The organism is Roseivirga spongicola (assembly GCF_001592965.1).
GTDB lineage: Bacteria > Bacteroidota > Bacteroidia > Cytophagales > Cyclobacteriaceae > Roseivirga > Roseivirga spongicola.
Genome location: NZ_LRPC01000023.1, coordinates 36,814 through 49,333 on the forward strand (window position 1 = coordinate 36,814; position 12,520 = coordinate 49,333).

At 42.4% G+C, this 12,520-nt stretch carries 11 protein-coding genes; all 11 read left to right on the forward strand.

The window, feature by feature from the left end:
• The first annotated feature begins 56 nt into the window (after positions 1-56).
• The 11 genes from mraZ (at position 57) to AWW68_RS11195 (ending at position 12,520) form a co-directional block, all read left to right on the forward strand.
• A complete protein-coding gene (mraZ, locus tag AWW68_RS11145; protein ID WP_068220963.1) occupies positions 57-503 on the forward strand; it encodes a division/cell wall cluster transcriptional repressor MraZ in 447 nt (148 codons plus the stop codon).
• A gap of 6 nt (positions 504-509) precedes the next feature.
• Positions 510-1,439 carry a 16S rRNA (cytosine(1402)-N(4))-methyltransferase RsmH gene (gene rsmH / locus AWW68_RS11150; RefSeq protein ID WP_068220967.1) on the forward strand — a complete coding sequence of 310 codons (930 nt, stop codon included), beginning with the start codon at positions 510-512 and terminating at the stop codon, positions 1,437-1,439.
• Positions 1,420-1,797, forward strand: a complete 378-nt coding sequence (locus AWW68_RS11155; protein WP_068220969.1) for an FtsL-like putative cell division protein — start codon at positions 1,420-1,422, stop codon at positions 1,795-1,797. Before rsmH ends, AWW68_RS11155 begins: the two co-directional genes overlap by 20 nt.
• Positions 1,787-3,889, forward strand: a complete 2,103-nt coding sequence (locus AWW68_RS11160; RefSeq protein ID WP_068220972.1) for a penicillin-binding protein — start codon at positions 1,787-1,789, stop codon at positions 3,887-3,889. Before AWW68_RS11155 ends, AWW68_RS11160 begins: the two co-directional genes overlap by 11 nt.
• A complete protein-coding gene (locus tag AWW68_RS11165; RefSeq protein ID WP_068220975.1) occupies positions 3,889-5,358 on the forward strand; it encodes a UDP-N-acetylmuramoyl-L-alanyl-D-glutamate--2,6-diaminopimelate ligase in 1,470 nt (489 codons plus the stop codon). The genes AWW68_RS11160 and AWW68_RS11165 overlap by 1 nt, the downstream gene beginning before the upstream one ends.
• A 2-nt stretch (positions 5,359-5,360) precedes the next feature.
• A complete protein-coding gene (gene mraY / locus AWW68_RS11170; protein ID WP_068220978.1) occupies positions 5,361-6,575 on the forward strand; it encodes a phospho-N-acetylmuramoyl-pentapeptide-transferase in 1,215 nt (404 codons plus the stop codon).
• 2 nt (positions 6,576-6,577) lie between these two features.
• Positions 6,578-7,915 carry a UDP-N-acetylmuramoyl-L-alanine--D-glutamate ligase gene (gene murD / locus AWW68_RS11175; protein WP_068220981.1) on the forward strand — a complete coding sequence of 446 codons (1,338 nt, stop codon included), beginning with the start codon at positions 6,578-6,580 and terminating at the stop codon, positions 7,913-7,915.
• A 195-nt stretch (positions 7,916-8,110) separates the two neighbouring features.
• Positions 8,111-9,271 (forward strand): FtsW/RodA/SpoVE family cell cycle protein, encoded by a 1,161-nt coding sequence (locus AWW68_RS11180; protein ID WP_068220985.1) that lies wholly within the window; start codon positions 8,111-8,113, stop codon positions 9,269-9,271.
• Positions 9,272-9,300: 29 nt separating this feature from the next.
• A complete protein-coding gene (gene murG, locus AWW68_RS11185) occupies positions 9,301-10,386 on the forward strand; it encodes an undecaprenyldiphospho-muramoylpentapeptide beta-N-acetylglucosaminyltransferase (protein WP_068221381.1) in 1,086 nt (361 codons plus the stop codon).
• The gene (murC, locus tag AWW68_RS11190) at positions 10,383-11,756 is read left to right on the forward strand and encodes a UDP-N-acetylmuramate--L-alanine ligase (RefSeq protein ID WP_084375666.1); all 1,374 of its coding nucleotides are present in this window, start codon (positions 10,383-10,385) and stop codon (positions 11,754-11,756) included. The genes murG and murC overlap by 4 nt, the downstream gene beginning before the upstream one ends.
• Positions 11,753-12,520 carry a cell division protein FtsQ/DivIB gene (locus AWW68_RS11195; protein ID WP_068220991.1) on the forward strand — a complete coding sequence of 256 codons (768 nt, stop codon included), beginning with the start codon at positions 11,753-11,755 and terminating at the stop codon, positions 12,518-12,520. Before murC ends, AWW68_RS11195 begins: the two co-directional genes overlap by 4 nt.

The window sequence follows — 12,520 nt, forward strand, 5'->3', positions numbered from 1 at the left end:
AAAAAAGTGGGGTGAAGTGGAATGTTTTTCTATCTTTGTATTAGTTCAGGTGTGTAATGACTTTTTTTACTGGAGAATATGACTGTAAGCTAGACGCAAAAGGAAGGTTGGCTTTGCCTGCAAAGGTGAAAGCAGCGTTGCCTGATGTGGCTGCTCAGGAGCTTGTTCTTAGGAGGGGCTTTGAGTCATGTTTGGTGTTGTATCCAATGCTCGAGTATAAAAAGATTATCAACCGCGTTCGGTCATTGAGCGAGTTTAATGAAGAGTACAGGAGGTTTCAGAGAAGCTTCTTCCGTGGGAATCTAGAAATAGAGATGGACGGTTCTGGGAGAATTAATATCCCTGCAAGAATGATGAGTTTTGCTTCGCTGGAAAAGGATGTGGTCTTGGTGGGTTTGGGTAATCGTGTGGAGATATGGAATCCTGATCTGTATGAAGAAAACCTCATCAACGACACTTCGGAATACTCCAAATTGGCCGAAAAGTACTTGGCAGAAGATTAACAAGTGATGGCTGAATATCATGTGCCCGTAATGCTGAAAGAATGTATTGAAGGGCTCAATATCAAACCTGACGGAATTTATGTTGATGTGACCTTCGGTGGTGGAGGGCACTCAAAAGAGATATTAAAGCATTTGTCTGATGGCGGAAAGCTTTTTGGTTTCGATCAAGATGTGGACGCAAAAGCGAATGCTGAGATTATAGAAAATCGTTCTTTCACATTTGTACAAGCCAACTTCAGGTATTTGAAGCGCTACCTAAAACTGCATGGTGTAAGGCAGGTAGATGGAATTTTGGCTGATCTGGGAATTTCTTCTCATCAGATAGATGAGGCTTCTCGTGGGTTTTCAACTCGCGGTGATGCTGAATTGGATATGAGAATGGATAGGTCGGCTGCTAAATCTGCTAAAACCGTGGTGAATGAATATGAAGAAAGGGAGTTGCATAAAATACTCGGAATCTATGGTGAGATCAGAAATGCAAAGTCTGTGGCTGCTGCAATTGTCTCTCAAAGATTCTCGAAGCCATTTCAGACTACTTTCGATCTGATAGAGCTGCTGAAGAAGTTTGCGCCAAGAGGAAAAGAATTCAAGTACTACGCGCAGGTTTTTCAGGCCATCAGAATAGAGGTGAATGAAGAGATGGCTGTGTTGGAAGACTTTTTAAGTCAAAGTGCAGAAGTGCTGAAGCCAGGAGGTCGATTGGTGGTGATGAGCTACCATTCTCTGGAAGACCGAATGGTGAAGAATTACATCAACAAGGGCAAGGTCTTTGGCGATGTGGAGAAAGATTTTTTTGGAAACGAATTAAAGCCCTTTGGGGCAGTGAATAGAAAGCCGGTAACGGCAAACCAACAAGAACTAACAGAAAACAGCCGATCGAGAAGTGCGAAACTTCGCGTAGCTGAGCGTATTGAAGATGGCACAAAACAGGTTTAAAGTTAAATCGGAAAATCAGGGCTCGGGGAAGGGATTCTTCGGGTTTTTGTCGTCTGGTTTAAAGTTAGGCAAGGCCTTCGAGACAGGCTTTCCTGTTAAATATATGCCTAAGGTGATTTTCGCAGTTCTGTTGGGTATTGTCTACGTATGGAACAACCACTATGCCGAAAGGTCTACCAGAACGCTGGATAAACTAGAAGGAGAAGTGGAAGATTTGCGCGCGGATGTAACTACGCTAGAAGCGGAGTACATGTACAGCAGTAAGCAGTCTGAAGTGGCCAAGAAGGTTAAAGATCTTGGTTTGGAAGAGAGTAAAGAGCCGCCAATCAAAATCATTGTAGACAAAGATGAATATTAAGCGATCCATACTGCTTCGTGTTCGAATAGCTTTCTTGGTTGCGGTTTTGTTTGTTTTGGCCGTAGTCTATAAGCTTGTCGAGGTTCAGATGATCGATGGAGATCACTGGCGAGAAATGGCTCAGCAAAGTAGTCTCGATTATAGAACTATTAAAGCCACTCGTGGCAATATATATGCCGATGGCGGAGACCTGTTAGCTACATCACTTCCGTTTTACAAGCTGGCATTTGATCCCTCGTTGGTCGATGATAAAACATTTACGTCTAAAATAGACTCCCTTTCATACCTATTGTCGAAATTTTTCCGAGATCATTCTTCAGACTACTATAAGAAGAAGATCTCGGAGGCTCGGCAAATGAAGAGCCGCTACTTGGTGCTTAACCGAGAGTTGGTGAATTATCAAGACAGGCTAGAGATGTTACAGTGGCCAATTTTTAGAAAAGGCCAGATGAGGGGTGGTGTTATTTTTGAAAAAGAGGACGAAAGGCATAGGCCTTTCAGGCGCTTGGCACAAAGAACAGTTGGTTCTCTTGATAATGAAGGCAGAGGGCTTGTTGGTGTCGAAGCAAGTTTTGAAGATTATTTGGCGGGTAAAAATGGTGAAGGACTCTTTCAAAGAGTGGCTGGTGGAAATTGGAAGCCGGTAAATGCTTCAACCGATGTTCGTCCAATCGATGGTTACGATGTTCATACTACCATAGATATAAACCTCCAAGATGTTGCTCAAAATGCTTTGTTAAGAGCTGTTTCAACCTATGAGGCTGAGTACGGAGTGGTTGTTCTCATGGAGGTAAAAACTGGTGAGATTAAGGCTATTTCTAACCTTGAGAGAACGAGTTCTGGTGGCTATGCTGAATTGTATAATCATGCTGTAGGAACCAATAATGACCCTGGGTCCACTTTTAAGTTAGCTTCTATGCTAGCCTTACTCGAAGCTGGAAAAGTTGATTTGTCTGATACTGTTGATACTGGTGAAGGTACAATTGAGTTTTTCGATAGAACATTAACTGATGTTAAGAATGGCGGTTACGGCAAGATTACTGTTCAGGAGGTTTTTGAGAAGTCTTCAAACGTAGGAATAGCAAAGCTTGTGGTTGATCATTTTGGCGATGATCCACAAGAATATGTAGATCTTATTAAGAGAACAGGTTATGGTAAGCCTCTCGGTTTTCAATTACTTGGTGAGGGAGAGCCGTTAATCAAAGGGCCTGATGATCCTGAGTGGTATGGTACAACATTGCCTTGGATGTCAGTAGGTTATGAGACTAATCTTACTCCGCTTCAAACTTTGGCTTTCTATAACGCTGTAGCCAACGATGGCAAAATGATTCAGCCAATTCTTATAAAGAGTATCAACAGGGCCAATAAGCCTGTTGAAACTTTCAAGGCCAAAGTGTTGAATAAGAAGATTGCGTCAGACGAGACACTCGAGAAATTGCGTCTAATGTTAGAGGGGGTTGTGGAAAGAGGAACTGCCAAAAACGTTAGAAACGAACACTATAAAATTGCTGGTAAAACGGGTACAGCTCAAAGGTTAGTGAATGGTCGTTACATGACTCAAAGCTATTATGCTTCGTTTGCGGGTTACTTCCCAGCTGAAGATCCTCTGTATTCATGCATAGTAGTTATCGATAACCCAAAGGGGTGGAATCGCTATGGAGGTGATGTTTCAGCTCCGGTGTTCAAAGAAATTGCAGACATGATCTATGCTCAGAATCTTGAGATTCACGATTCCTTTACTCCTGAATATACGGCTGCTAACAACGGGACGTTTCCTGTGATTCGTGCGGGAAGATTAGAGGAGTTGAATGAGCTTTGTAATCTTTTAGGTATTTCCAATCACCCTAACCAAGAGGCTGGTGAATGGGTGAGGAGCTCTGTAAATAACAATGCCATTACTTGGCGAAAAAATCATGAGGATACTGGCTTAGTTCCCGATGTGGAAGGTATGACTTTGCGCGATGCTATATACATCCTCGAGAATATTGGGTTGAAAGTTTCTATTTCTGGTAATGGACGTGTCAAAAGGCAGTCGTTAGGGCCAGGTGTTAGGGCTTCAAAAGGTCGGACTATAGAATTGGAGTTAGGGTAATGGCGGCATTAAAAGACATATTATATAAAGTGTCCTTACAGTCGGTTTCTGGTAATATGGAAACTGAAGTAACATCGCTTGCCTTCGACTCTAGAAAGGTACAAGACGGAACTGCTTTTGTAGCAGTTAAAGGCACGCAGGTAGATGGGCACGAGTTTATCTCTTCTTCCATTGAAAGTGGTGCTGTTGCCATTATTTGCGAAGAAATGCCTCAAGACCAACCTGAAGGAGTTGCCTTTATTCAGGTGCAAGATTCTTCAAAAGCGTTGGGCTTTATGGCTGCCAACTTCTACGGCAACCCATCAGAGAAATTAAAATTAGTTGGCGTAACAGGTACAAACGGTAAAACTACCTGTGTTACGCTATTACATCAGTTGTTCAGAGCTCTAGGGTATAATACAGGCCTCCTTTCAACTGTTGTCAACAAAATAAATGAAGAGGAGCTTCCGGCAACACACACCACTCCGGATGCTATCACTTTAAATGAAACCTTGGCACAGATGGTGTCTAAAGGCTGTACTCATTGTTTTATGGAATCAAGCTCCCACGCAATTGTGCAAAACAGAATTGCAGGACTTAAATATCAAGGAGCTGTCTTCACAAATCTTTCACACGAACACCTGGACTATCATAAAACATTCGATGAGTACATTAAAGCGAAGAAACTGCTGTTCGATAATTTACCAGCAGGTTCTTTCGCTTTAGTAAATTATGATGACAAACGAGGGCCAATCATGCTCCAGAATACAAAAGCATGGAAGCATAAGTTTGCCTTAAAGTCATTTGCCGATTATAAAGCCAAAATACTATCCAATACCCTTCAGGGCTTAGAACTAGATATTTCTGGTTACACGGTTTGGTTTAAGCTCATTGGCGATTTCAATGCATATAACCTCTTGGCGGTTTTTGGTACTGCAGTATTGCTGGGCGAGGAAGAAACAGAGGTTTTAGAGCAGCTTTCTAATTTGGATCCTGCACCTGGCAGGTTCGAACAAGTAATTACCAATACTGGAATTACCGCTTTGGTAGATTATGCTCATACGCCAGATGCACTGGAAAATGTGCTTTCAACCATAAAAGAATTCAGAACAGGCAATGAAACTGTCATTACAGTTGTAGGCTGTGGTGGGAATCGTGATAAAGACAAGCGACCAATCATGGCTAAGATTGCTTGCGATTTAAGCGATAAGGTAATTCTTACCTCCGATAACCCGCGTTTCGAAGAGCCTGGCGACATTCTGAAGGATATGCAGGCAGGAATAACGCCTTCCAACTTCAGAAAAACCTTAACTATCGAAGATAGAAGAGAGGCAATTAAGGCTGCTTGTGCTATGGCGCAGCCAAATGACATCATACTTGTGGCTGGAAAGGGTCATGAGACATATCAGGAAATTAAAGGAGTGAGAAATGACTTTGACGACCGAAAAGTATTGAGTGAAATGTTGAACCTAATACATAAGCCTAACTAAGCATGTTATACTACTTATTCGACTACTTAGATAGAGAATTTGACCTGATCGGAGCTGGTGTATTCCAGTATATCTCCTTCAGGGCGGGTATGGCTGTATTGGTCTCTTTACTTATCACTATCACTTTTGGGGAGTCTCTCATTACTATGCTTAGAAAGAAGCAAGTGGGGGAAACCATACGTGATTTAGGGCTCGAAGGTCAAATGCAGAAGAAGGGTACGCCAACTATGGGTGGGCTTATCATAATTGCGGCCATTGTAGTGCCTACTCTGTTGTTCGCCAAGCTGGAAAATATTTATGTCATTCTGCTTTTGGTAACCACCTTGGTTTTAGGAGCTATCGGCTTTTTAGATGATTACATCAAAGTATTTAAGAAGAACAAAGAAGGCCTTGCCGGAAGGTTCAAGGTAGTAGGTCAAGTTGCGGTAGGTTTAATTGTTGGAGCTACACTTTTCTTTAGCGAAGATGTAGTGGTGCGCGAATTCAGTGAAACGCCAACAGAAATTCAGGCTAGCGGAGATACTGTTATTAATTATGAAGATGTAAAGTCTACTACCACAACAATCCCTTTTGTTAAGAATAATGAGTTGGACTACAGCAAACTTAATCCAACAGAGAATGACCTGATTACGGCCGCTATTTACATTCTGATTGTGATCTTTTTTGTGACCGCCATTTCTAATGGAGCAAATATCACCGATGGAATCGATGGTTTGGCTGCTGGTACTTCAGCTATTATAGGATTGACGCTGGCTATACTGGCTTATATATCGGGTAACGCCATATTTTCTGAGTACTTGAATGTAATGTTCATTCCAAACTCAGGAGAGCTTGTAATCTTCTGTACTGCTTTTGTTGGAGCCTGTGTCGGTTTCTTGTGGTACAACTCTTATCCGGCTCAGGTCTTTATGGGAGATACCGGTAGTCTGTCATTAGGTGGAATTATAGCGGTTTTGGCCTTAGTGCTCAGAAAAGAACTTTTGATTCCTGTATTGTGCGGAATCTTCGTGATAGAAAACCTCTCTGTGATTTTGCAGGTGAGCTATTTCAAATACACTAAAAAGAAATATGGTGAAGGTAGAAGAATCTTCAAGATGTCTCCGCTTCACCATCATTACCAGAAAATGGAAATCCCAGAACCTAAAATCGTTACGCGATTCTGGATTGTGGGAATCCTGCTTGCAATTATTGCTTTGGCAACATTGAAACTGAGATAGGCTTGAAAAGAAAGTTGGTCATACTAGGTGCTGGAGAAAGCGGAATCGGAGCAGCCTTGCTTGGAAAAGCAAAGGGCTATGAGGTTTTCGTGTCTGACGCTGGGTCGATCAAAGAGCAATATCTCAAAGAGCTTCAGGATAATGGAATTGAGTTTGAGTCTGGGAAGCATACAACGGAAAAAGCACTACAGGCTGATCTTGTTGTAAAGAGTCCAGGTATACCGGAAAAGGCTGAGTTGATTCAAAAGCTTAGAGCTAACGGAAATCTGATCATTTCAGAAATCGAGTTCGCAGCGCAATTCACCAATGCCAAATTGATTGGTATTACTGGAACAAATGGTAAAACCACCACTGCAATGCTCACTTACCACATACTAAAAACTGGTGGGTTTAATGTTGGGCTGGCAGGAAATGTAGGGACAAGTTTTGCACGTCAGGTGCTGACTGAAAACTTTGATTGGTATGTGCTCGAACTGAGTAGCTTCCAGTTAGACGATTCCTACGAATTGAAATTAGAAATAGGAGTTCTATTGAATATCACTCCAGATCATCTGGATAGATATGACAATGACTTTCAAAAATATATCGCATCTAAGATGCGCATATTTCACCTTGTACACCTGGGACGTCATGCTGTTTATTGGCAGGATGACACCCAAATCGGGGAAGGCATTGCAAAAGCCACTTATGGCCTAAATGCACATCCCTTTTCGCTCAGCGGAGACGCTGCTGAGATAACTTATATACAAAATGATAGGTTGTTTTATGTCCCTAATGGTATTGAGGTATCTGCCCCCAGAGCAGATATCTCAATCAAGGGACTACACAATGCGTTGAATGCAGCCGCGGCCGGAAATGCAGCTTTGGTAGCTGGCGTTTCTCCAGAAGCTTTGTTGGAAGCTCTTAAGACTTTCAAAGGCGCTGAACATAGGCTAGAACCTGTTCGCGAACTCGATGGAGTAGAGTATATCAACGACTCTAAAGCAACCAATCTAGATTCAGTAAAGTATGCCCTAGATGCCTTCGATAGTCCTATTGTTTGGATAGCCGGAGGAGTTGATAAGGGAAATGAATATAGTCTGGTAAATCAATTGGTGCAGGATAAAGTGAAAGCGCTGATCTGCTTGGGAAAAGATAATTCCAAGCTCATCACTTCTTTCGAAAACCTGGTGCCAACAGTAAAATCTACTGACGATTTAATTCAGGCAGTACGCTGGGCAAAAGAACTTGCCGAGCCAGGAGATGTAGTATTGCTCTCTCCAGCTTGCGCCAGTTTCGATTTGTTCCAGAATTATGTGGATAGAGGAAAACAGTTTAAGAAAGCTGTTCTAGATCTCTGATTACTAGGCACCCCTTTAGGGGTCGGGGGTAACCCCTCTGTCCCGAAGCTTCGGGACTCCCCTAAGAGGGGAGAAATTAGATTCCGATCGATTGGTTGGAATTTGAAAAGAAGAACCCTCATCGTAAAGATGAGACCAAAAACATAAACGAAACCCAATTCCCCTTTAGCAGGGGGATACAAGGGGGAAAGTAGAATGCTAGACAAAGTAAAAAGTTGGACAGATAAAAACATTGAGGGTGACCCAGTCATCTGGCTGGTGGTTATTTGCCTTTCTGTTTTTGGTATTCTAGTAGTTTATTCGGCTACAGGCTCATTAGCCTACAGAGCAGGGGTGAACACTGAAATGTATTTGGTAAGACATGCCGTTATGGTTGGTCTTTCCTTATTCGTGATGTGGATTGCCCACAAGATTGATTATAGATATTATTCAAAGCTTACTCGTTATGCTTTGCTTTTGGCTGTTCCGCTTTTACTCTATGCTTGGCTAAAAGGGGAGAGTCATAATGGAGCTTCTAGATGGATTCAATTACCATTCATTGGATTACAATTTCAACCGTCTGACTTAGCAAAATTAGCATTGATTGCGGCCTTGGCTACCATGTTGGCCAAACGCCAGCAAAAGATAGATGACTTTAAAGAATCTTTAATTCCAATGTTGGCTTGGTGTGGGGGTATCTGTGCCCTCATCGCCATGACCAATATCTCTACCGCGGTGTTGCTTTTTGCAACCTGTATGCTTTTGCTTTTCATTGGTCGTGTACCAGTGAAATACCTCGCTATGCTTTTAGTAGTGGGTGTTTTTGCCGGGTTAATAGCAATGAAGGTTGGTCAACGTGGAGCTACGGCTTTGAGCAGGGTTGAATCGTTCATTAATCCTACGGAAGTGCCTTATCAGGCTAAAGTAGCCAACATGGCTATTGCTACAGGAGGTGTTTTTGGGAATGGTCCCGGTGGTAGTGTTCAGAGGAACTTCTTGCCAGAGGCTTATTCAGATTTTGCTTACGCTATTATCATCGAAGAGTATGGCTTGGTAGGAGGTGTCTTTGTACTCTTCCTCTACTTGGTTTTGCTCTACAGAGGTATGCGAGTAGTGGCAAACAGTGATAGGGCTTTTGGCGGCTTGCTTTCGGCAGGGCTCACCTTTGCTATTGTGATTCAAGCTTTGGTAAACATTGGCGTTGTGGTAGGTCTTGGTCCTGTTACGGGGCAAACGCTTCCGCTGATAAGTATGGGAGGAACTTCCCTACTATTCACTGGCCTTTCTCTGGGAATTATCCTCAGTGTGAGCCGTGGAGAACAAGAAGATTATTCGGCCATGAATGGCGAAGTGAAAAATAAATTAAGAACAGCTTAATCATCGAAAAGAAAGAACCATATCGATTGATCATTAGCGGTGGAGGCACCGGAGGACATGTGTATCCTGCCATAGCCATTGCCAACGCGTTTAAAGCTCGCTTCGAAGATGCCGAGATTTTGTTCGTTGGGGCGAAGGGTAAAATGGAGATGCAGAAAGTGCCCGAGGCTGGTTACACCATTAAGGGACTTTGGATCAGTGGTCTTCAGCGTAAGCTGACTTTAGACAATCTTTCTTTTCCATTTAAGGTGCTCGACAGTCTGATGAAGAGTAAAAAAATCATCAGAAGGTTTAAGCCACATGCGGCTGTTGGGGTTGGGGGCTACGCCTCTGGTCCATTATTGAGAATGGCCGTAAAGAATAAGGTGCCTGCCATAGTACAGGAACAAAATTCTTACGCTGGTCTAACCAATAAAATGTTGGCAAAGAAGGTCCAAAAGATATGTGTGGCATATCCAAATATGGATCGATTCTTTCCTGCTGAAAAGGTGGTTTTAACGGGTAATCCTGTTAGAAAAGATATAACCGAGTTAGCCGATAAAAGAGCTACTGCTGCTACACACTTTGGTCTGAATCCAGATTTACCAGTACTAATGGTATTAGGAGGAAGTCTTGGGGCGAGAACATTGAATGACAGTATGATTCAGAATATTGAGAAGCTAATAGATTCTAATGTTCAGGTGCTGTGGCAATGTGGTAAGTTCTACCACACAGAAATGCAGGAAAAACTTGCTAAGGTGGTTAACAATGGTTCTGTTAAGCTTTTTGAGTTTCTCAAAGAAATGGACTTGGCTTATGCTGTGGCCGATGTGGTGATTAGCAGAGCTGGAGCATTATCGGTTTCTGAATTAAGTATAGCTGGCAAGCCGACCATTTTTGTGCCTTCACCCAATGTCTCGGAAGACCACCAGACTAAGAATGCACAGGCCATGGTAGAAAGCAATGCCGCTGTCTTGGTAAAAGATACTGAGGCAAGGGGATCGCTTATTGACAGAGCTATTGAGTTGCTAAAAGATGAAGAGAAGAAAGCTCAATTGAGCTCTAACATAAAGGCTATGGCCAAGCCAAATGCGGCCAATGAAATTGTAGATGAAATATTGAAACTCATCGCGTGAATTTAGAAAAGATACATAGCGTCTATTTTGTCGGTATCGGTGGTATCGGTATGAGTGCTTTGGCCCGTTGGTTCAAGCACAATGGCAAGCGTGTGTCTGGTTATGATCGCACCCAAACTGAGTTAACCAATCGATTGGCTCAGGAAGGAATTGAGGTTCACTTTACAGATAATATCGACCTGATAGATGATCAGGTAAAAGCAAATCCTGAAGGTAGTTTGGTCATTTTCACTCCAGCTATTCCTAAAGATCATTCAGAGTTGAATTGGTTGAAGGATAATGGTTTTGAAGTGCTGAAGAGGTCGCAAGTTTTGGGAATTATTACCCAGAATATGCGAAGCGTTGCTGTGGCAGGTACTCATGGAAAGACTACTACTTCATCTATGGTTGTACACTTGCTCAAAGCATCTGGCTTCGATGTGGCGGGCTTCCTTGGTGGAATCAGTGCCAACTACGATACCAACATGATCCTCAACGAAAGCAGTGAGGCTATCGCAGTGATTGAAGCTGATGAATTCGACAGATCATTCCTGACACTTCATCCTGAATGGGCGGTGGTGACGGCAGCAGATGCAGATCATTTAGATATCTATGGTCATAAGGATGCATTGAAAGACTCTTTTAAGGATTTCATCAAAAAGATCAAGAAAGAAGGTAAGCTCTTCGTGAAGAATGAATTGGCTACCGAATTGATTTCTGATGATGAGCTGAACTATGAAGGTTACGCCTTGACGGATGCTTCAATAACTGCTGAAAATATTCGCTTTGAAGATGCCGCTTTCATCTTCGATTATAAGAATGGAGCACAAACTATTGAAGGGATAAGACTGAATGTTCCAGGCTACCACAACGTGGAGAATATGCTTGCGGCTATTTCAGTAAGCCGTCATCTAGGAGCAGATGATACTTCCATTAAAGCTGGAGTAGAAAGCTACCGAGGAGTAAAAAGGAGATTTGAGTTCATCATCAAAAGAGATGACTTGGTGTTCATAGATGACTATGCGCATCATCCAGTTGAAATTACAGCATTGCTCAAGTCTGTGAAAGACTTGTTTGCAGGGAGGAAAGTGACTGCTGTTTTTCAGCCACACCTTTTCAGCAGAACTAGAGATTTTGCTCAAGAATTTTCTGAAAGTCTGTCTTTGGCCGATGAAGTGATTTTGCTGGATATATATCCTGCAAGGGAACTTCCAATTAAAGGAGTGAATTCAGAGATGCTAATGGAAGGCATCAGCTGTGAAAAGAAAATGATTTCAAGCAAAGAAAGCTTGATAGATAATATAAAAGCATGGCAGCCTGAGGTGCTATTAACCGTGGGTGCTGGCGACATAGACAAATTAGTTCAACCAATAAAAAATGCATTGTCATGAAGAATAGAGATACTGTTTTGAGAGTGCTAGGCATTGTTGTAGGGTGCTTCATTTTGGTGGTTTTAGCAAGCTCTGTGAAGAACAGAGACATGGGGTATCACATGGAAGATATCGATGTGGAGATAGAAAATGCCTATGAGAACTTCTTTGTAGATGCAGAGGATGTAATGGCGCTTATTATGCAAGATGAGAGCGATTCAATTCTTGGAGACGGCTTTAATGCAGTCAGTTTAAAGGCCGTTGAACAACGAATCAAGTCGCACAGCTTTGTAAAGGATGCCGAGGTTTACAGAGACCTGAAAGGTCATTTGGTAGTAAAGGCAAGACAGAATAAGCCTGTGGCTCGACTCATTTCTAACAATGGTAGAAATGCATACATAGGAGAAGATGGAGACATTCTTCCGGTGTCGCCTAAATATACTGCTCGAGTACCGGTTGTTACTGGGCGTTATACGGAGCAATTGATGGGTTTAGGCGAAGTGGCAGAAGATGAATATGCTTCGAAAGTATTTGAACTCATCAATTACATCAATGAGCATAAGTTTTGGGCCATGCAGATTGGTCAGATAGATATTAATAGTAAAGGTAAAGTAGTAATGTACCCACAGGTGGGAGATCAGAGACTGGAGTTTGGTTATGCTGAAGATTTGGAGAGGAAGTTTAAGAAGTTAGAGATATTCTTCAAGCAGATAATGCCAAGCAAAGGATGGAACATCTATGAGAGGGTAAATGTAGAATATAAGGATCAGATAATTTGTGAATAA